This window comes from Shinella sp. G-2 (assembly GCF_050172695.1).
Classification (GTDB): domain Bacteria; phylum Pseudomonadota; class Alphaproteobacteria; order Rhizobiales; family Rhizobiaceae; genus Shinella.
Genome location: NZ_JBBEYH010000012.1, coordinates 1 through 20,234, shown reverse-complemented (window position 1 = coordinate 20,234; position 20,234 = coordinate 1). Strand labels below are relative to the sequence as shown.

The window sequence follows — 20,234 nt, the reverse complement described above, 5'->3', positions numbered from 1 at the left end:
CTCTCCTCTACGGAGAGCCGAACGCCTCTATCGACCAGGCGTTCGCCAGGAAACTGATGGCCAGAACAAGCAGATAGAATATTACCTCACACCGCCTTGAGGCAGGCATGCGAAGGTATCGAACCAACTGCTTGCAACACCTGCAGGTCGTCTCGACATTGCCTCTGCGGTCCATGGGATCAACTTTGGTTTCTTTGCTGCCTGTCGCGGCGAAGGCAAAGGCCGATCGGCTGAGATATCGTGTCGGGAGGAGGATCAGAACGCGGTGCGATCCGCGCCTTTCAGGCCGAGTATCTCGCGCGCCTCGTCGGGGGTGGCGACCTCGCAGCCGAGGTCCTCGACGATCCGGCGGATCTTTCGGACCTGCTCGGCATTGGACTGGGCCAGCGCGCCGCGGGAAATGAACAGGCTGTCCTCCAGCCCGACACGGACATTGCCGCCCATCTGGCTGGCGGTGGTGGCAAGGCTCATCTGCGCCCCGCCGGCACCCAGGACCGACCAGCGGTAATCGCCGCCGAACAACCGATCGGCGGTGCGCTTCATGAAGATCAGGTTGTCGACTTCCGGGCCTATGCCACCCAGGATACCGAAAATGAACTGAATGAAGACCGGCGCCTTGAACAGCCCGATGTCCATGCAGAAGCGCAGATTGTAAAGGTGGCCGACATCGTAGCATTCGTGCTCGAACTTGATATCGTGCGCCGAAAGCTGCGTAGCCGCGTTCTGTATGTCCGCGAAAGTGTTGCGAAAAATGTAGGTATCGGAGTTGGCGACGTAGTCTTTCTCCCAGTCGAACTTCCAGGTGTCATAGCGCTTGGCCAGCGGATGGAAGCTGAAATTCATCGAGCCCATGTTCATGGAGCACATTTCCGGCGAGAAGCGCAGGGCGGGGGCGATGCGCTCCTCGATAGTGTTTTTCAGGCTTCCGCCGGTCGAAATGTTGATGACGGCATCGGTCGATTGCTTGATGCGCGGCAGGAAGGCGGCGAAGGCTTCGGGATCGATGGTCACGCCGCCGTCATGCGGGCGCCTGGCGTGTAGGTGAAGGATCGACGCGCCGGCTTCGGCGGCGGCGATAGCCTGCGCGGCAATCTCGTCTGCCGTATAGGGCAGGGCGTCCGACATGGTGGGCGTATGGATCGCGCCGGTCACGGCGCAGGTGATGATGGTCTTGGGGCGTTTGGCCATGGGAGGTCTCACTTCTTGGAGGGAATGTTCAGGACGCGGCGCGAAAGCGGGAAGAGTTCGGCGTCGGTCCGCGACCGGATCAAACCCCAAAGCCCGCGCGGCGCTTTCAGCATGACGAGGATTGCGACAAGGCCGAGCGCGATCAGATAGGTCGTGCCGAGATCGGCCATGGTCTCACGCAATGCGAAGAAGACGAGGGTGCCGATGATCGGGCCCTCCAGGGTGCCGATCCCGCCGATGACGACAATGAAGATGACGAAAGCCGTCCAGTCGTTGACGGAAAAAGCTGCTTCCGGGGAGATGCGCAGCTTTTGCAGGAAGATCAGAGCACCGACGAGCGTCGTGAGCCCCGCGACGACGACATAGACCGCGAACTTCGTACGCCATATGTCGACACCAAGGCTGCGTGAGGCCAGTTCATTGTCGCGGATGGCGGTCAGCGCAAGGCCGTGGCGGGAACGAAGAATGAGAAAGGCCGCGCCGATCACCGAGACCATCACGCCGAGCGCCAGCCAGTAGGCGAGGGCTTCGCGCATGTCGCGCCCCTCAGCCAGCGATTTCACGATACCCGCGGGCAGCGAGGCGCCCGATCCGCCGCCGAGGGCGGAGACCTGCGCGGCGCTCAGCCGGAACACCTCGGCGATGACCCAGGTGCCGATGGCGAAATACGCCCCGCGAAGACGGAAGATAAGCGCGGCGACCGGCATCGCGATCACCGCGCCCGCCACGGCGGCCAGCGGGAGCGCGAGAAGGATCGGAAACCCCGCGAGCATGGTCAGCGCGAACAGCAGATAGCCGCCAAGGCCGACATAGGCCTGCTGCCCAACGGAAACGAGGCCGGCATAGCCCGCCAGCAGGTTCCAAAGCGAGGCGAGCGCCATATAGAGGAAGATTTCCCCCATCAGGCGCATCTCTGCCCGGCCAGCCCACCAGGGTGCGAAGGTGAGAACGATCAGGATCAGCGCGGCCAGGATCATGGCAGCCTGCGCGGTGGTCGAGGTGCGGGTGACGCGCATCGGCTCAGCCCTCCATTTTCGGGAACAGGCCGCGCGGGCGCAGCGCGAGAACGACAAGGAACACGATATGTCCGGCAAGGATCTGGAACCCGGGATTGATCTGGCCGCCGAGCGCTTGCGCCACCCCGAGGATCACCCCTCCCGCCAGCGTGCCCCACAGATTGCCGAGCCCGCCGATGATGACCGCTTCGAAGCCGAAGATCAGGCGGCTGCCGCCGATGGCGGGGTCGAAAGAGGTGCGGATACCGAGGAACACCCCTGCCACGGTGGTCACCGCCAGCGACAGCGCCATGGCGAGGCCGAAGACATGCGCCCGGTTAAGACCCATCAGCTGCGCGACGTCCTGCCGGTCCGAGGTGGCCCGGAAGGCGCGGCCGAGCGCTGTGCGGTAGAACATCCATTGCAATGCGCCGATGATGAAGACGGCCGTGGCGAAGACGATGAGTGGCAGAACCCCGACGGTCAGCTCGCCGACCGACAGGCTCGCTGTCTCCAGCGCGCCGGCCTGCAGTTTCTGCGGGTCGGCGGTGTAAGTTACCAACAACGTGTTCTGCAAAATGACGGACAGGCCGAAGGTGACCAGAAGCGGCGGCAGGATGTCCTCGCCCATCGTCCGGTTCAGGATGCCGCGTTGCAGGATGTAGCCGAATCCCGCCATTACGGGCACCACGACGATCAGCGCCAGGAGGGGCGAAAGGCCCAGCAGCGTCATGGTGGTCAGCGCCAGATAGGCCGCCAGCACGATCAGATCGCCATGGGCGATATTGACCAGCCGCATGACCCCGAAGATCAGGCTCAGCCCCGCTGCAAACAGGGCATAAAGCCCGCCCAGCAAGGTTCCCTGCACCACCGCGTTCAGCCAATCCATTCCTCACACCCCGAAATAGGCGCGGGCAATGGCCTCGCGCGTGACCTGCGACGAGGCGCCTTCCAACGACACCCGGCCTTCCTGCAGGCAGTAAAGGCGGCTCGTCACCGACAGGGCCTTGGCGATATCCTGTTCGACGATGACCGCCGCCATGCCCTGCGCGACGATGCCGGGCAGGGCCTCGTAGATCTGCTTGATGATCACGGGGGCGAGGCCGAGCGAAATCTCGTCCATCAGGATCAGGTCGGGATTGGCCATCAGCGCCCGGCCGATGGCCACCATCTGCTGCTGCCCGCCGGAAAGCGACGTGGACTGCTGATTGCGTCGCTCTTGGAGGATCGGAAACAGCCGATACACCGCCGCAAGATTCCACGGGCCTTTCCGCCCGGTCTGTCCGCCGATCACAAGGTTTTCCTCGACGCTGAGCGAGGGGAACAGGAGCCGCCCTTCGGGAACCAGCGCGATGCCGAGGGCCGCAATCTGATCGGCCCGCAGCGCGCCGATGGGCCGGCCCTTCCAGCGTATCTGCTGCGGGGCATTGCGGATCAGCCCGGCGATGGAGCGCATCAGGGTGGTCTTTCCCGCTCCGTTCGCCCCGATGATCGCCAGAACCTCGCCCTCGGCGACACGGGCGTTCACGGCGCGCAGGGCATGGAAATCGCCATAGAAGGCATCGAGGTTTCCGATTGTCAGGAGGTCAGGCATCGGCTTCGATCCCCAGATAGATTTCCCGGACCTCGCGGCTTGCCATGATGGTCTGTGGTTCGCCCTCGGCGATCTTGCGACCGAAATCGATTACCATCAGCCGATCGACCACCGCGAGCAAGGCATGCACGACGTGCTCGATCCAGACGATCGAGACGCCCGTCAAGCGAATGTCCCTGATGGTCTGCACGAGGGTTTCGCATTCGCTTTCGGTGAGCCCGCCCGCGATCTCGTCCAGAAGCAGCAGCTTCGGTCTCGCGCAGAGCGCGCGCGCCAATTCAAGACGCTTGCGTTCCAGCAGCGGCAATCCGCCGGCCATGGTATTGGCGCGGCGCAGCAGGCCGGTGCGGTCCAGCACGTCGAGCGCGGTGTCCTCGGCCTCGCGGGCGGCAAGGCCCGCGCCCTGCATCGCGCCGACCAGGCAGTTCTCGAACACCGTCATCGCGCCGAAGGGCTGCGGCACCTGGAAGCTGCGGGCGATCCCGGCACGGCACCGGCGCGCGGCAGGCCAGCGTGTCACGTCCTGCTCCGCGAAGCGGACCGTGCCCCGGTCCGCCATGACCGCGCCGGTGATGAGATTGAATATCGAGGTCTTGCCGGCCCCGTTCGGCCCGATCACGCCCAGTGCCTCGCCCTGCTGTAAGCTCCAGCTCTGGTCGTCGGCCACCGTCACGGCGCCGTAGGCCTTCGTCACACCATTGAGGCTAAGGATACTGGCCATTGGGGCCTCCATCATCATCGGTCCAGCGCGTCCGATTTCAGGCATGTTTCGTTGAATGCGGCGCGTTGGGTGCGTGGCCTGGTGAAACGCGACGCCACCACGTCAGGGGCGCCGGTGGCCGGAGCTTTGGGGCCCCGGCGGCGGCCATCCCGTACTTAAAAAGGCGTGTCACCCGTCACCTGCCGGTATAGCACTGGGAGAAGGTCGGCCAGATATCCCATCTCTTCGGTCGCGTGCTGGTGCAGCCTGCGCGCAAGGTCTTCAGTGACCAGTTCGCGCCGCAGTTTTTCGGCCTCTGTGGCATGGATCTCAGGCGCTCCGTCCCGGGACTCAACAAAGCCGAGGAAAAAGCGGGAACGCATTTCGCAGCCCCAGGGCGTATTCCTGATGAAATGCACCATCCGGCCGAGGTTCATGGGGCTTTCCAGATCGCCAATGCGCGCGGAAACCGCCAGACCGTCGAATTGATCGAACTCCGGATTGCCCAGAAACGCCCCAGGTGACTGGAACTGCAGCTTCAGCTTGAACACCGGACCGTCAGCCCCGCCCAGATATTCGTGCACCAGATGACTGGAGCCGATGTAAACGCCATTTTCGCGACCTTCCCAGTCACTGAAAAGGTGATCCGTGGGATGCCAGAGCTTGTATTGTTCGGTGCCGCCCAGCCAGCCGAACCACCAGTGCAGCATCTTGGCGCGGCAGTTCGGCATGCGGGTCAAGGCCGCAACTGTGCGAAAGCCGTCGGGATAGGCCATTGTGCCGGATTCGAAAGGAAGATAGCCCGGCGACAGAAGATCGGAGACATTCTCAAAGCGCATCGTATATCCTCAGAGTTCTGGAAGTTGTTCGACGGATCGAGTGACAGGGATCTCGATCGATGTAGGATTGGCTGCGATTTCCAGCCTGAAGCCGCCCTGGGACTGCCACCACTGCCCGCCGAGCATCACCGATTTGGCGACGTTCGCGATTGGAGAGGCGCCGAAGTTCGCCCGGCCCATCGTCGTTTCCACATCCAGCTTTCGGATGGCGGCGATGATGCTTTCCGCATCAGTCGGATCCGTCGCGCCGCGCAGGGCGGCGAGCCCGATGTCGATGAGACCGTGTTTCAGGCCGAGCGTCTGGATCCAGGGCTTGCCCGTTTCCTCCGCCCAGGCCTTGGCGATATCGCGTCCGCTTTCACCGGTCGCGGCCGAGACAAAGGGAAGATCGGGGTGCCAAGCCAGTTCAGTCGTAAGGCCGCTGGCAGTAGCGCCGATGCCTTGCAGGACATTGGGCAACAACAACGATTTGCCGATGGTGGCCGCCTTTGGGCGCAGGCGCTGTTGGGCGGCTTGTGTCCAGAAGGTCGTGAAATCAGGGGGGATCATCGACCCCATCACAATATCGACGTCCGCATCGCGGAAGGCCGCGATCTGCGCGCTGAATTCGCCCGACATCGGCTGATACCGCCCGGGGTCGATGACCTCATAGCCTGCGGCGGCAAGCGCCGGCGGGAAGCCATATTTTTGGTCGCCCCATGCATTTCCGTCGGCATCGTTGGGAAGGAGCAGGCCGACTTTGCGGTTGTTCGGGAGTGTCTCCCAAAGTTTCAGATAGGCGGCGATCACGTCCTCCAGACCGAAAGCGAAAAGGAACGTGCTCTGGAACCCGGTCTCAGGCGTGCTGCCCCGACCCATGACGAAGGGCTGCCAGGGGCAGGACGTCGCCAGACTGGGTGTTCCGTTGATTTCCGCCTGGTCGGCAACCGGTAGCACGGTATCCGGTCCTCCGGCCGCCAGCAGCAGCACGACCTCGTCTTCAAGGATCAGCTGCGAAGCGACTTCTGCTGCGCGGTTCGAGTTCGACTGGCTGTCCTTGACGATGATCTCGACCGGCCGTCCGTCCACCCCTTTGGAAAGCACCGCTTCGAAGCGCTTGAGAACAAAAGCGTCCGGCTCGGCAAAAAAGGCGAGGGGCCCGGTGCTCGGGGTCACGAGCCCCACCCGCAGGGTGTCACGGGCGGCTCGCGCGCGGCCGGCGCGCAGAAGCATGGGCGCTGCCAGAAGCGCGCCGGAGGCCGCCAGCAGGCTGCGGCGTGACATTATGGATTTCATCTCATTCCCCAGATGATGTTCATGTTGCTTGCCTCTGCGCTGGTCCAGGACCTTGCGCATGGTCCGTGATGGCTGTGCCCGTCTTGTCAGAGCAATGTCAGCTCCCCGCCCAGCGGAATCTCCGGCGCATTGGCGTTGGCGACGATCTTCAGATTCAGCGCGCCACCGTCTTTCTCCCACTGACCGGCGACCAGCGGCGTCTTGGTGACGTTCTTCACCGGTCCGGCCGCCCAGTTCACAGGGCCGACGATGGTCTTGAGATTGGTCGCTGCGATCGCGGCGACGATGGCCGCCGGATCGTCCAGATCGTCAGCCCGTGCCACCACATCGGCCACGACCTCGAAAAGGGCGTGCTTGAAACCGATGGGCTGGGTCCAGGGACGCCCCGAGGCTGCCGTATAGCCATTCGCCAGTTCGGCGGAGGAGACACCGGTCAGCGACGAAGCGAAGGGATGGTCGGGCGACCACCAGACTTCCGACGAGAGGCCGATGCCACGCTCGCCCAGACCCTCGATCGCGCTGGGGAAAAGAAGGGCCTTGCCGATGGTCACGATGCGCGGCTTGAATCCCTGCTGGGCGGCCTGCGACCAGAAGGTGCCGAAATCCGGCGGGATCATATTGCCGGTGACGATCTCGCATCCCGCCTGCTTGAAGGCGTTGATCTGTGCGCTGAAATCGTCGCTCAGCGGCTGGTAGCGGCCGGGGTCCGTCAGAGCGTAGCCTGCGGCCGCCAGCGGCTTGGGCAGGCCGAGTTCCCCATCGCCCCACGCATTGCCGTCGGCATCGTTGGGAAACAGGCCGCCCACCGTTTTCGCCACATCCGCCTTGCTCCACAGGTCGAGAAAGGCGCCGATCACGTCCTCCAGCCCCCAGAAGAAGTGGTAAGTGCTCTCGAAACCGCTCTCCGGCTTGCCGCCGCGGCCGAAGAAGTAGGGTTGCCAGGGGCAATCCGTGGTGATGCAAGGGGTGCCGTTGATCTCGGCCTGGTCCGAAACCGGGTTGACCGTGTCCGGCGTCGAGGCCGCGACGATGACGTCGACCTCGTCCCTGAGGATGAGTTCGCTTGCCACTTCGGCGGCACGGTTCGGGTTCGACTGGCTGTCCTTCGAGATGATCTCGATGTGCCAGCCCTTGCCGTTGTTTTCGATCCCCGCCGCGAATTTCTCGGCGATGGCCTTCAGGATATAGTCGTCCGCTTCCGCAAAGCCGGCGAGCGGGCCGGTGCGCGGGCTGACATGGCCGACTTTCAGCGTCGGCATCTGCGCATAAGAGCGCGTGGCCCGCAGGATCGCGGGGGCCGCCAACACGGCAGAAGCCCCGGTCAGGAAACGGCGGCGGTTCATCAGCGGTGTCATTTCATCCTCCCAGTGAAATGTGGGGCGTCGCCGCCCGCGTCCGTTCAGTCTTCGAGTATTCCCTCCAGCGCGCGCAGATGGCGCACGACCTTTTCACGCACCGCCTTCACCTCCTCCGGCGTCCAGCGGCGAAATCCTTCGCCCGACTTCATCCCCAGCCGCCCCTCGGCCGCAAGCTGCCGCAAGAGAGGGGATGGTCCCGGCCGGTGCTCCAGATCCGCAAGAACGGTGTCATGGATGTCCAGCGTCAGGTCGATACCGACGAGGTCGGCGTTCTCCAGCGGGCCGAGCACCGCGAGGCGACGGCCGAAGCTGGCCTTGATGACAGTATCGACCGCCTCGGCGTCGCAGATACCGCGTTCCACGAGGGAGATGGCCTCCCGCCACAGGGCGTGTTGCAAGCGATTGCCGATGAAGCCCGGCACGTCCTTCTCCACTCTGACCGGCGTTTTTCCGGCGTCGGCGAGCAGTGTCATCATCCCTGATATCGCCGCCTCCGAGGTGTCGGATGTGCGGATCACCTCGACCAGGGGGATCAGATGCGGCGGATTCCACCAATGGGTGCCCAGCGCGCGGCTCTTGTCCTTGAGCCCCTTCATGATCTCGGTGATCGGCATGACCGACGTGTTCGAGGCCAGGATCGCCCCGACCGGGGCGTGCGCCTCGATCTCGGCGAACAGGCCCTGCTTCAGCGCGATCTTCTCAGGCGCCGCCTCGAAGACGAATGCAGCCTTCGCGACGGCCGCGGCAACGCTATCGACGATCTCGATCCTTTCCAGAATGCCCGTCGTGCCGGCATCGTCCTCGCCCATGAGGCGCAGGCTTTCCGCCACCCGCCTGGGAAGCGACGCACGCGCCTCGGCCATGGGGTCAGTGATCGCAACATTCTGGCCGGCGCGGGCCAGGGTCAGAGCGATGCCGTGCCCCATCAACCCCGCGCCGATCACCGCCGTCTGTACCTTCCTGCGCATCCTTCAGCCCGCCGTGTAACCGCCGTCGGCATAAAGGATATGCCCGGTGTAGAAATCCGATGCCTTCGAGGCGAGGAATAGCAACGGCCCCGCCAGATCCTCCGGCTCTCCGAGACGTCCCTTGGGAACGCGCGTGAGGAACCCGTTGCGCACCGCCTGCGCGTTCTCGGTATCCTCAAACATCCAGGCCGTCAGCGGACTGCGAAAGACGGTGGGCGCAATCGCATTCACGGTGATCCCGGTCGGCCCCAGTTCGCAGCCGAGCGCCTTGGTCATTCCGTCCACGGCAGCCTTGCTGGCACAGTAGGCGGTGTAGCCGGCCGGATGCCCCAATAGGCCGCGCGCGGAGGAGACAAGAACGATCTTGCCGCCATCTCCCTGCAGTTTCATCTGGCTGGTCGCCGCGCGCGCCAGCAGCCAGCTTTGCGTCACATTGGCATCGATCACCAACAGGAAAGCCTCGGGCGCCATGTCCTCGATCTTCGCCACCCTGTTCATACCGGAGGCGACGACGAGGATGTCGAGGCGGCCGAAATTCTCGACGGCGGCCTGGACGAGGGCGGCGCAACTGTCTTCGCTGTCGGGCCGGGTGTTCACTTCGACGACTGCGGCGCCGGCGTCGCGGCATTGTTGCGCGATGGCGGCAAGCTCGGCGGCCTTGCCCGCGGCCAGAACCAGCGAGCACCCCGCGCCGGCCAGCACCCGCGCGGCGACCATTCCGAAGGCGCCCGATGCGCCGGTGATCAGCGCGACCTTGCCCTTCACGTCGAACATCGAGAGCGGATCGTGCAGGCTCATTGGGACACCTTCGGCGGATAGGGGATGACCACGACCATCTTGCAGACATCGTTCGTTCTGTTGACGATCTCGCGCACTTCGCCAGGGGCGATCGTGCAACTGTCCAGCGCTCCAAGAACGATTTCCCGCCCGTCCATGATCACCGTCATCTGGCCCTCAAGCACGAGATAGACCTTTTCGAAGGGCGTGGAATCCGGTCCCGCGCCGCCGCCCGGCAGGAACTGTGAGTAGCCCAGCCACTGATTGAGCGGTCCACCGTCCTCGAAACCCTGAAGACGTAGCCCTACCACCCCGTGATGGTTCGGCGCGTCATAGGGTTTTGCATCCTGAAATCGTTTCACCAGCATCCGGCAGCCCTCCCCAATTCCCTTTTGCGCCGTCAGAGATTTTCGCCGCGCTCGATGCGGTAGTCGCCGGTCTTGTCGATCATCGCGACGAGCCGGATGATGCAGCCGTCGCCGCGGTCCCAGTTCCAGGGGAAGAAGGCGAAGGTGCAGCGCTTGCCGGTGACGGCGTCCAGATCGCCGCCGACATTCTCGATGCCGAGGATGCCGTTCTTGAACAGGATCTGGTGGACGGGCTCCCATTCGGGGAAGTCCTTTTTCCAGTCGCCGCCGTTGGTATGCTCGCGCCATTCCGCTTCCAGATGCGGCAGCAGCGGGCCATTGCGCTGCGGGCCGATCGCGGTTGCAAGCGGGTGGTCGTTTGCCTGCGTGTCATGGCCGACGACCTTGACGCCCTTTTCGACCATCCACTCGCCAGCGGATTTCACGAAGCCTGGGCAGTAGGCGAAGTAGTCGCCGTCCTCGTAGTCCTTGTGCCAGCCGGTATTGATGATCAGCACGTCGCCCTTGCGGATCGATTTGCCGCAGGCCGCCTCGAGGTCGTCACCGGTGATGAATTCCCACTTCTTCTTGGGCATGCCGACGACGATGCCGGTGCCGAAGAAATGCGGCAGCGGCACCTCGTCGATGAAGGGGGTGCCCTGCACCACATGCGCCGGGGCATCGATATGGGTCGTTGCGTGCATCGTCGTGGTGATGCGCTGCGACAGCACGCCCGACTTGGCCATGTAGTGGATGCGTTCGATCTTGGTGTCCTGGAAATAGGGCCAGTTCGGGTTCTGGAAACCGAAGCGGTGGCTCAGGTTGTAGAACTCCAGCCCCATGCTGTTCTCGAGATTGCCCTCGAATTCAATGCCGCGAATTTTGACCATATGAAACTCTCCTCCGTTCGCCGCGGAGCGGCGGTAATCGCTTTCGGGAGCAGAAAGGCTCCCTCCAGTCTGTCCCGCATATTGATGCATCCGAACCGCATCGTGGTCAACAAGAATCTTGCAATGCAGTTCTCCTGTATCGTATTGTGGTTTTCATCGCTTTGCGTCGCTCTCGGTGGCGCGTGAGGAGCGTCGTTTCTATTTTTTCTGAAGGACGATGAATGACCGTCGAAGATGCGGACACCGACAAGGCAGGGGCTCGCCAAGGCGTGCAGGTGATCGCCCGCGCTGCCGCCGTCCTGCGGACACTCAAGGAGGCGCCGGGCGGCATGAGCCTTGGTCAGATCGCCGAGCGGGTGGAACTGCCGCGTTCGACGGTTCAGCGTATCGTCCAGGCCCTTCAGGAAGAGCGCCTGGTGATCACGTCGGGGACGGCCGGGGGCGTGCGTCTTGGGCCTGAGCTGCATGCTCTCGCCAGGGCCGCGCGATACAACATCGTCGATCAGTTACGGCCGCTTCTGCAGGAGCTGATGGAGGATACAGGCGAAACGGTCGATCTGTCGGTGCTTCGCGGCGGGCGCATGATCTTTCTCGATCAGGTCCAAGGAACACATCGATTGCGCGCCGTGTCGTCTGTTGGAGAGGTGTTCCCGGTCACCTCGACAGCCAATGGCCGCGCGTGCCTGGCGCTTCTGTCGGATTCCGAAGCGCGCAAGATGGCCGAGAACGAATGGGAGCGGCTTGATCAGGAGCCCGACTGGCCGCGGCTTTCAAAAGCGCTGAACATCGCCCGCGCGACCGGCTTTGCGGAAGACCACGATGATCATACCGACGGTATCAGCGCGCTCGGTTTCGCCTTTACCGATGTCGTCGGTGACCTGCATTCCGTGTCCGTACCGATCCCCAGCCCGCGCTTCGGACAGCAGAAGACGGCGGTGATGGCAGCGCTGCAACGACTGCGCACGGACCTGCTTCGGGTTCTTGGAAGTTGATCGATCGCTGATGTACCTTACGGCTGCTCTCCCCGCGCTCCGGCTCGCTTGCCGGGCGTGATGTCGGATCAGTCCGATGTCCCGAACTTGCGCAGCAAACCCGCTGTCGCGGAGAAGAGCACGATCAATGCGCCATAGCCCAGCGCCGTGGACGTCAACCCGTAGATGCCGACGGCAAGGCCGGCCAGCAGGGTGGGAAGACCGAAGGCGAGATAGCTCAGCGTGAAGAGTGCGGCGAAAAGTTCGCCTCGCTCGTCTGCTCGTACGACGGGAACGATGGAGCGCAGCACGCCGTAGAAACAGGTGCCAAATCCCGTCCCGGCAATGACAAGCGCCGCGAGATAGGCAGGCAGGGACGGCCAGGCGATCGCCACAAGCGTCAATGCGGTGCCGATCGACAATGCCGAGGTGCCAAAGAGCGTGACCTGGCGGGAGGAATAGCCACGCGCGATGTAGCAGGCCGCCGCGCCGGCCGCGCAGAGCAGCGCGATCACGCCTGCCTGCGTGATGTGATCTTCCGCGCCGAAGACGTGCCTTACGATCGGCGCGCCGAGGGAGAGATAGAGCCCGCCCGTGGCCCAGCCGGCGACGACGGCCGGCGCGCTGCGCCAGAATGCCGGGGCCGCCGTTGCCGGCACGCCGATCCGGGGTCGAAGCGAGGCCCAGACCCCCTCATGCCGCGGCGCGGTCTCGGGGATGAACCAGATCACGGCGGCAAACAGCGCATAGGCGACGACCAGCGTGCCGAACACATCCGCCTCCGCCATCTCGGTCACGTCCATCAATATGCCCGCCACGAGGGCGCCTACGGCGAGCCCGCCGAGCGGGATGACGGAGTTCCATACCGTGGCGCTGCCCGGCTTGTCCTTCGGCTCGAGATCGACCACGGCCGCCGAGAGCGCCGACAGCAGCAGCCCCGCGGCGATGCCCTGCAATGCCCGCGCCGCGGTCAAGCCGGCCACATCGCCCGCCTGCCAGAAGAGAAGCAAGCTCAGCGCCATGAGGGCAAATCCCCCAGAAATCACCGGTCGCCGGCCGACATGGTCCGACAGCGATCCCGTGACGAGCAGGGACACCAGTAGCGCAACCGTATAGACCGCGAAGATCCCGGTCAGCATTGCGGCTGAAAAACCAATTTCCTGCTGCAGCGTGGGGTAGAAGGGCGAGGGTGCGCTGGCGCCGGCCATCATTACGGCCATTCCCGCAAGCGTGATGCGGAAGCCCGCGAGGCTGCGGAGCGGCATGGAAAGCATCGTATCCGTCACGGGGCACCTATTGCACGGTTCGAAAAACATCGAACCAATTTCTACTATCATTTTCCCAACAGTTCAACTAATTTCGAACCATGGCGTCCGATCTCACCGAGCTCACCCACCCCGCCCGCAGCGAGCTGCGGCTGACCGACGTGCTTTTCGCCCTGAGCGATCCCGAGCGGCTGGCCATCGTGCGCCAGCTCGCCGATGGTCCGCTTGATATGGCGCAGTGCCACCTTTCCGATCCCTCGATACCGAAATCGACCAAGTCGCATCTGATGAAGGTGCTCCGCGAGGCTGGCGTCATCCGGAACGAGCCGCTCGGCCGCGGCCGCCGCCTCAGCCTTCGGCGTGACGACCTGGAAGCCCGGTTTCCCGGCCTGATAGGCTCAGTCCTGAGCGCGCCAGCCGAAATCTAAGGCTTGCGGGATAGGCCGAATCCAGATTCCGTTGTGTGCTCAACATAGCGCCGAACGCAGGCGTTCCAGGCTCGTCGTGGAGGATGAGCCTCTATTGAGGTTCCATTTGCCCATCCATTCCCAGCCAATTCCCGAGACGCTGTCTTGTGCCAATTATCGATCGCGTCCGTCAGCCTTGGTTCCGGGCGGCTCGCAGGACTCACCGTGACAAGGTCGCCTTCAGCCTCGGAGCGGCAAAATCCAGAAACGTCCTGAGCTTCAATGGCATCAGACCTTGCGACAGATGCACGAGCTGCACCGGTGCGGGATCCAGTTCGAAGTTTTCCAGCAGTGGTACCAGCAGGCCGGCCTCCACGGCACGCCTTGCCTGGTAGGCCATGACACGGGTGATACCCAAACCGGCAGACGCAGTATCAACGGCCGCTTCTGCCGTATTGACTGAGAGACGTGGCCGGATCGGTGCGGACATCTCCTGCTGCCCTTGGCGGAATGTCCAGAACCGGTTTGACAGCAGCCCTTCGAAGGCGATGCAGTCGTGGTTCGATAGGTCCTGCGGGTGGACAGGGGCTGGATTGCGTCTCAGATAATCCGGATTGGCATAGACGGTCGTGCGGATCGCGCCGAGGCGAGTGGCGATGAGGCTGCTGTCCGAAAGCTGGCCAATCCGAAGCGCCACATCAATCTGCTCGTCGGCGAGACTGATCGACCTGTCGCTCATCGTCAGGCGGATATTGATGTCGGGAAACGCCTTCAGGAACTCCGTAACGACAGGAAGCACATGCAGGCGGCCGAAGACGATTGGTGCGGTCACCGCCAGGTCTCCACGCGGACTGACATACTCACCGGAGGCACGGCGTTCGGCCTCCTCGACCCGTCCGAGGATTTCGCGCGCGGCGCCCACATAGCCTTCGCCAGCTTCGGTCAAGAGGATCTTGCGGCTGGTACGCGTGATCAGGCGCACCCCGAGATGCGCTTCGAGTTCGGAAATCTTCCGGCTGACGGTCGGCAGCGGCGAATGCAAGGCCCTGGACGCGGCGGAGAGACTACCGTGTTCGACCACCGCGATGAACACGGACATGGCGTCGAGACGATCCATAGATCATTCCAGAATTTGAGAGGATACCTTTTTGAATATCCATCTACTACCGAATTACGGATGCCAATAGCTTCCTTGCTGTCATCGACGCTTTTGTTCGACGCTTTCAAGGAGCCTTTCATGAAACTCTACAATTTCCCGCTTTCCGGTCATGCCCATCGCGCTTTGCTGTTCCTGTCGCTCCTCGGCGTCAAGGCAGATATCGTCGACGTGGATCTGGCAAATGGCGCACACAAGAAGCCGGATTTCCTCAAGCTCAATCCCCTCGGCCAGGTTCCTGTCCTTGATGACGATGGCGTCATCGTTGCGGATTCCAACGCCATCCTCGTCTATCTGGCGACCAAGCTTGGCCGCAACGATTGGCTACCCAACGATCTTCAGTCCGTTGCGTCCATCCAGAAATGGCTTTCTGTGGCTGCTGGCGAGATCGCCTACGGGCCTGCTGCGGCACGTCTGATCACGATTTTCAGCGCCGATTTCCGCGCTGAGGAGGTGATAGCCCGCGCCCATCATGTTCTGGGTCTGGTCAATGCGGAACTCGAGCGCCATCGGTTCATCGTCGGCGACCGGCCGACCATCGCGGATATCGCGCTCTACAGCTACATCGTCAGCGCGCCGGAAGGGAATGTAGATCTGACGCGGCACCCGGAAGTCCGACATTGGCTGGCCCGCATCGAGGCTCTGCCGGGCTTCGTGCCTTTCCCCAAAACGGCAATCGGTCTCGCCGCCTGACGGCACAGGATGCGGCCGGCCGCCTTCCGGCTGCATCCTTTTTTGAGAAGGAGCCCTCATGTTTGACACATCAGAGGCGGCCAAGGCCGCTCGATCGCCTTCCCCATGGCACGAAGGCGAGCTCAACTTGCAGCGCTATGCCGGCGTTGCCGCGCAGATGGATACGGTAGGGCGAAAGTTCGTGCGGCATTTCCTGCTCGACCAGCATCGTGAGTTTTTCTCGCTCATTTCCTTTATTGCCGTTGGAACCGTTGATCGCCACGGCGTTCCCTGGGCGACGATCCGCTGTGGTGAGCCGGGCTTTCTGCACTCTCCCGATCCGCAGACTCTGGAGATCAACGCAATACGCGATCCCGCCGATCCGGCGGATGAGGGGATGGATGACGGTGATCGTGTCGGATTGCTTGGCATCGATCTTATCACTCGACGCCGCAACCGGATGAACGGCAAGATCGTGCGAAGCGGGAACGATCGATTTTCCGTTGTCGTCGGTGACAGCTACGGGAACTGCCCACGCTATATCCAGAACCGGCATTTCCGGTTCGTCAGAGATCCGGCCGAGATCTCGTCATACGCGCCGGTGGTATCGGACCAACTGGGCGATCGCGCGCGTCAGATCATTATGGCGGCCGATACGTTCTTCGTTGCCTCCTACGCAGACCGCGAAAACGAGGGCCGACAGGTCGATGTCTCCCATCGCGGCGGCAGGCCGGGCTTCGTGCGCATCGACGCAGACGGCGGGCTCACCATTCCCGATTTCAACGGCAACCTGTTCTTCAATACGCTTGGCAACCTCCTCGTCAATGCGCGCGCTGGCCTGCTGTTCATCGACCACGAGAAAGGCGACGTACTTCAGATTGCCGGCCGAACCGAGGTCATTCTGGAAAGTCCAGAAATCGCGGCGTTCGAGGGCGCCGAGCGGCTCTGGCGGGTCATCCCCGAGACGGTGGTTCTGCGGCCCGATGCGCTGCCTATGCGGTGGACGTTCGCGGAAAACGGAATATCGCCGAGCACTCTGATGACCGGGAGCTGGCCGGAGGCGGACGGCCGCCTCCGGGCGGCTGCCAAGGCAACGACATGGCGGCGGCTCCGCATCGATGCAATCGTTGAAGAAAGCACTACGATTCGATCCCTGTGTCTTGCGCCGATGGATGGTGAGGCGGTTGTCCCGCATCTGGCGGGGCAGCATCTCGCGGTCCGGATCGCCGATCGAGATCGCTTTATCCACCGCAGCTACACGGTATCGAGCGCACCCTCCGACGGTTATTACCGGCTGAGCGTGAAGCGCGAAGGTACGGCGTCCGCCCTTTTGCACGGCATGCGGGAAGGTGACGAAATCGAGACGCTAGGGCCGGCCGGATCTTTCACCCTCGATGCGATGGAACGCAGCCGACCGGCCGTGTTGCTTGCCGCCGGCATCGGCATTACGCCGCTGTTGTCGATGTTGCGCCACGTCATCCATGAGGGCGACAGGACACGCTACCGTCGTCCAGTCTGGCTATTCAGATCGTCTCGCACGTTCAAAGAAAGAGCATTTGACGTGGAGATTGCCGAACTTGTCGAGCGTGGGCAGGGCTCTGTCCGAGATGTGCGGGTCCTGAGTGCGCCCTCATCCGCCGACGAGGGGAGTTATGACGCAGCGGGCCGCATCGACGTAGAATTGCTGAAGGCGCGCTTGCCCTTTGGTGACCACGATTTCTATCTGTGCGGGCCTGCCTCCTTCATGCAGGCGCTCTATGACAGTTTGCGGCGCTTGAATATTGCCGACAACAGGATCCACGCCGAGCCCTTCGGGCCATCCGGCTTGAAGCGTGACGCCGGACCAGGCATGCGCGCTCCTTCCGCTGCGCCTGCCGCCACGGAGCCGGTCCGGGTCATCCTCACAAAATCGGGGAAGGAGGCTCGTTGGAAGCCGGACGATGGCCCATTGCTTGATCTTGTGGAGAAGCGTGGACTGAGTCCACCGTTTGGTTGCCGCGCTGGTCACTGTGGCGATTGCAAAACGAAGATAGCAAAGGGTGCGGTCAGCTATCTATCTAGCCCCACCTATGTGGTTTCTGACGAGGAAGCGTTGATCTGTTGTTCCGTGCCCGCGGAAGGCAATGATCTGTTTCTGGAGCTTTGACTGCTGCTGAGACGATCGGCGAGCCGTAAATTGTGTGGCCGCGAGTGAAAGCCCGAACAGCGCGCCGAGCCGGTTGAAAGCCTTCATCGCGGCGGCCGTAATCGTCAGATCGACAAGGTCCTTCGGCTTGAATGCCGAGGTGGCGGTTGCACAGCCCGTTGTTCAGGTGCGAACCCTGGCTCCGCGGTATCCCTTTGGAACCGGCCGGGTGATGTCGAGACCGCCCTTCATCGTCGTGCCAAAATCATGCGGCGACAAGAACAAAGCTGAGTTCACGCATTGGCGAGCGAGTTCAAGACGCCCGACTGTGCATCTGCATGTTCCAGCAGAAAATCGACCACTGCGCGGACCGCCGGCAGCTGTCCGCGGCGGTGCGGCATCAAGATGGTGGTCGTGATCTGCCCGGCAGTCCATTCCGGCAGCACCCGCTCGAGCGTGCCGTCGATGACAGCAGTCGCACAAACCGAGGTCGGCAGCACGGTGATCCCGATGCCGGAGGAGGCCGCCCTAAGCAGCACGAAGGGCTCGTCGGCGGCCATGACCGGATTGACCAAGGCCCGCTGAAGCGTGCCATCGGCTGCCAGCAGCCGCCACGATGTTTCGGCTGCGTTGGCAACGATCGCGTTGTGGCCGGCCAGATCCGCCGGCTTTTCTGGCCGGCCGTATCGATCCAGGTAGGAGGGCGCGGCCACGATGTAGAAGTCGTGCGCGGCCATGCGCCGCTGTACCAGCGCCGAATCCGGCAGCGGCTGCTGATGGCTGCGGATGGCGATGTCGAAACCCTCCTGCACGATATCGACGAAGCGATCCGTGACATGCAGTGACAGCAGAAGCTTCGGATACCGTGCGGCCAGCCTGTCCAGCAGCGGCGCCAGCGTAAACTGCGCCGTTGGCACCGACGTCGTCAGCCTTACCGTGCCACTCGGTTCGCCGAGACGCGTGCGTACGATCGTTTCGGCATTCTCGGCTTCGATAATGCTCGCGCGTGCGTGTTCGAAGAAATCACGCCCGACATCTGTCAGCGAAAAACTGCGCGAGGTGCGATGGATCAAGCGGGCACCAAGCATCGCTTCCAGCTCCGCGACCCGCTTGCTGATCGTCGATTTCGGCATGCCGAGCCGACGTCCCGCTGCGGCGAAGCTGCCGTGCTCTACCGCCTGTACGAAGATTCCGAGGTCGTTGAGATTAAGAGCCATCGTTCACATCTGTGGACTTTAAGGTGAAATAAACGCCTCTACAGGCTGGGCGTCTCCAATGGCATATCGATGTGGTCACCAACATTCAACATGAAAGGACAGGCAAATGCCCCTTACTCTCTTCTACGGCGTGCCGGAAGGCTGCTCCTTTGGCTCCATCGTCGCGCTGGAATGGTCCGGCGTTCAATACAATCTCTGCCGTGTCGATATGCCGGAGACGGTGTCCGGTGTTGACTACAAGCGCATCAATGCGGTCGGCGAGACGCCAACCCTGATGTTGCCTGATGGTCGTCTGGTCAGCGAAAGCATGGCCATTCTCGGCCATATCGCGGCAAAGACGATCGACAAGGGTCTTGGCTTTGCCCCCGGCTCGCCCGAAGACGACCGATTGAAGCAGATGCTGGCGTTTCTCAACACCTGCTTCTTCAATGCCTTCAGTCCGCTCTGGTATGCTATCGAGCACCCGCTGACGGACGAGGCGCGCGAGGCCCTTCGCGCCTATGGCATTGCCAAGGTCGAGCACGCGCACGCCCAGCTCGAGACCCTCCTCGATGGCCGGAAATGGCTGGTGGGCGACGGTAAGAGCCTGGCTGACGCCTATTTCATGGGCATTGCCCGCTGGAACGATTTCCACAAGGTGGTTGACCGTACTGCCTATCCGGCGCTGAACGGTCTCTATCAGCGTCTGCTCGATGATCCTGCCGTTCGCTTCGCCCATGCGATCGAGCATGCTGAGGAGGCCACCAGCGCCGGCGGCTTCCTTGGTCATGTGACGCTTGGCGACATGCTTGGTAGATTGGAGAAGGCAGCCTGATCGGCCGGAAAGAATGCCGGCGATAGTTCGCCGGCATTCTTCGGCGGTACCTGTGCCGATTATCGCACTTGCAGTTGCCCGTCGGGAGCCGCGACGAGCGAATCCGTGCGGAGGGCACCGGTGAGCATGCTGTTGAAATCATGCACGATGCCGCCGAGGGGGCTGCTCAACAACCTCCATATTCTGTGCTTGCGGTCGGACGCGCCGGGTTTGTCTTTTGGAGGCCACCGAAGCCGGAGGCGTGATCTTGAGGCCAATTCCCGACTTCTTGCTACCTTCGTCGGGTTTCAGCCCGAGGTCATCGCTAAGCTGTCTTTAGTCGCGATAAGCTTATGAGCGGTATGTTCTGAAGAGGGAACGTTCACGCGCATGTCTTCCCTTTGAAACAGCACCGTCCTAACAGCCTCGTAGACCGACCGGAGGTCCTCGGTCGAGGCTCCACCAAAGGCAGGCAAGGGAAGGGCTCGCCCAACGTCGTTTATCTCGTTGCCGCTATGCTCTGGGTGCGGTGAACGACCGCTCGGCCTCGCATGTTGCTTTGGCATCTTGTTTCTCGTTAGCTCTAGCTCGATTTGAGGATAGTTGTTTTCTGCATTGCCCTGACCGGCCGGACGCCGCCACGCCTGCCGGCCTGGCTCGCCTGATCAGTCCCGTCCGAAGACGTCGCGCGTATAGA

Annotated in this window: 20 protein-coding genes; 5 read left to right on the top strand and 15 right to left on the bottom strand. The window is 62.7% G+C overall.

The window, feature by feature from the left end; all coding sequences use genetic code 11:
• Positions 1-255: 255 nt before the first annotated feature.
• From V8U06_RS17950 to V8U06_RS17895, 12 genes are all read right to left on the bottom strand, one after another.
• The gene (locus tag V8U06_RS17950) at positions 256-1,188 is read right to left on the bottom strand and encodes a 3-keto-5-aminohexanoate cleavage protein (protein WP_427141825.1); all 933 of its coding nucleotides are present in this window, start codon (positions 1,186-1,188) and stop codon (positions 256-258) included.
• 8 nt (positions 1,189-1,196) lie between these two features.
• Positions 1,197-2,204 carry a branched-chain amino acid ABC transporter permease gene (locus V8U06_RS17945; protein ID WP_427141824.1) on the bottom strand — a complete coding sequence of 336 codons (1,008 nt, stop codon included), beginning with the start codon at positions 2,202-2,204 and terminating at the stop codon, positions 1,197-1,199.
• Between the two features lie 4 nt (positions 2,205-2,208).
• Complete coding sequence (locus V8U06_RS17940) at positions 2,209-3,072, bottom strand: branched-chain amino acid ABC transporter permease (RefSeq protein WP_427141823.1); 864 nt, start codon at positions 3,070-3,072, stop codon at positions 2,209-2,211.
• A 3-nt stretch (positions 3,073-3,075) separates the two neighbouring features.
• Complete coding sequence (locus tag V8U06_RS17935) at positions 3,076-3,777, bottom strand: ABC transporter ATP-binding protein (protein ID WP_427141822.1); 702 nt, start codon at positions 3,775-3,777, stop codon at positions 3,076-3,078.
• Positions 3,770-4,498 carry an ABC transporter ATP-binding protein gene (locus tag V8U06_RS17930; RefSeq protein ID WP_427141821.1) on the bottom strand — a complete coding sequence of 243 codons (729 nt, stop codon included), beginning with the start codon at positions 4,496-4,498 and terminating at the stop codon, positions 3,770-3,772. The genes V8U06_RS17935 and V8U06_RS17930 overlap by 8 nt, the downstream gene beginning before the upstream one ends.
• A gap of 155 nt (positions 4,499-4,653) precedes the next feature.
• Positions 4,654-5,316, bottom strand: a complete 663-nt coding sequence (locus V8U06_RS17925) for a DAPG hydrolase family protein (RefSeq protein WP_427141820.1) — start codon at positions 5,314-5,316, stop codon at positions 4,654-4,656.
• Between the two features lie 9 nt (positions 5,317-5,325).
• Positions 5,326-6,651 carry an ABC transporter substrate-binding protein gene (locus V8U06_RS17920; protein ID WP_427141819.1) on the bottom strand — a complete coding sequence of 442 codons (1,326 nt, stop codon included), beginning with the start codon at positions 6,649-6,651 and terminating at the stop codon, positions 5,326-5,328.
• A 26-nt stretch (positions 6,652-6,677) separates the two neighbouring features.
• Positions 6,678-7,937, bottom strand: coding sequence for an ABC transporter substrate-binding protein (locus V8U06_RS17915; RefSeq protein ID WP_427141925.1), 1,260 nt, complete (start codon positions 7,935-7,937; stop codon positions 6,678-6,680).
• A gap of 53 nt (positions 7,938-7,990) precedes the next feature.
• Positions 7,991-8,893 carry a 3-hydroxyacyl-CoA dehydrogenase family protein gene (locus tag V8U06_RS17910; RefSeq protein WP_427141818.1) on the bottom strand — a complete coding sequence of 301 codons (903 nt, stop codon included), beginning with the start codon at positions 8,891-8,893 and terminating at the stop codon, positions 7,991-7,993.
• Between the two features lie 27 nt (positions 8,894-8,920).
• Positions 8,921-9,715 carry an SDR family NAD(P)-dependent oxidoreductase gene (locus tag V8U06_RS17905; protein WP_427141817.1) on the bottom strand — a complete coding sequence of 265 codons (795 nt, stop codon included), beginning with the start codon at positions 9,713-9,715 and terminating at the stop codon, positions 8,921-8,923.
• Positions 9,712-10,062: a cupin domain-containing protein gene (locus V8U06_RS17900; RefSeq protein ID WP_427141816.1), complete on the bottom strand. Its 351-nt coding sequence runs from the start codon at positions 10,060-10,062 to the stop codon at positions 9,712-9,714. Before V8U06_RS17900 ends, V8U06_RS17905 begins: the two co-directional genes overlap by 4 nt.
• A 32-nt stretch (positions 10,063-10,094) precedes the next feature.
• Positions 10,095-10,931: a cyclase family protein gene (locus V8U06_RS17895; protein ID WP_427141815.1), complete on the bottom strand. Its 837-nt coding sequence runs from the start codon at positions 10,929-10,931 to the stop codon at positions 10,095-10,097.
• Between the two features lie 221 nt (positions 10,932-11,152).
• On the opposite strand from V8U06_RS17895, the gene V8U06_RS17890 reads away from it, so the two are divergent.
• Positions 11,153-11,923, top strand: coding sequence for an IclR family transcriptional regulator (locus V8U06_RS17890; protein WP_427141814.1), 771 nt, complete (start codon positions 11,153-11,155; stop codon positions 11,921-11,923).
• A 68-nt stretch (positions 11,924-11,991) separates the two neighbouring features.
• Here V8U06_RS17890 and V8U06_RS17885 read toward each other — a convergent pair whose 3' ends face one another.
• Positions 11,992-13,188 carry an MFS transporter gene (locus tag V8U06_RS17885; protein WP_427141813.1) on the bottom strand — a complete coding sequence of 399 codons (1,197 nt, stop codon included), beginning with the start codon at positions 13,186-13,188 and terminating at the stop codon, positions 11,992-11,994.
• A gap of 80 nt (positions 13,189-13,268) precedes the next feature.
• Between V8U06_RS17885 and V8U06_RS17880 the strand changes: the two genes are divergently transcribed.
• Positions 13,269-13,595 (top strand): ArsR/SmtB family transcription factor, encoded by a 327-nt coding sequence (locus V8U06_RS17880; RefSeq protein WP_427141812.1) that lies wholly within the window; start codon positions 13,269-13,271, stop codon positions 13,593-13,595.
• Positions 13,596-13,794: 199 nt separating this feature from the next.
• On the opposite strand, the gene V8U06_RS17875 is transcribed toward V8U06_RS17880, so the two are convergent.
• Positions 13,795-14,691, bottom strand: coding sequence for a LysR family transcriptional regulator (locus tag V8U06_RS17875; protein ID WP_427141811.1), 897 nt, complete (start codon positions 14,689-14,691; stop codon positions 13,795-13,797).
• 120 nt (positions 14,692-14,811) lie between these two features.
• Between V8U06_RS17875 and V8U06_RS17870 the strand changes: the two genes are divergently transcribed.
• Together V8U06_RS17870 and V8U06_RS17865 are read left to right on the top strand one after the other, a co-directional pair.
• Positions 14,812-15,423: a glutathione S-transferase family protein gene (locus V8U06_RS17870; RefSeq protein WP_427141924.1), complete on the top strand. Its 612-nt coding sequence runs from the start codon at positions 14,812-14,814 to the stop codon at positions 15,421-15,423.
• Positions 15,424-15,481: 58 nt separating this feature from the next.
• Positions 15,482-17,548 (top strand): pyridoxamine 5'-phosphate oxidase family protein, encoded by a 2,067-nt coding sequence (locus V8U06_RS17865; protein WP_427141810.1) that lies wholly within the window; start codon positions 15,482-15,484, stop codon positions 17,546-17,548.
• A gap of 272 nt (positions 17,549-17,820) precedes the next feature.
• Here V8U06_RS17865 and V8U06_RS17860 read toward each other — a convergent pair whose 3' ends face one another.
• Positions 17,821-18,744 (bottom strand): LysR substrate-binding domain-containing protein, encoded by a 924-nt coding sequence (locus V8U06_RS17860; protein WP_427141809.1) that lies wholly within the window; start codon positions 18,742-18,744, stop codon positions 17,821-17,823.
• A gap of 106 nt (positions 18,745-18,850) precedes the next feature.
• Here V8U06_RS17860 and V8U06_RS17855 point away from each other — a divergent pair, with 106 nt between their 5' ends.
• The gene (locus V8U06_RS17855; RefSeq protein ID WP_427141808.1) at positions 18,851-19,558 is read left to right on the top strand and encodes a glutathione S-transferase family protein; all 708 of its coding nucleotides are present in this window, start codon (positions 18,851-18,853) and stop codon (positions 19,556-19,558) included.
• Positions 19,559-20,234: the final 676 nt, after the last annotated feature.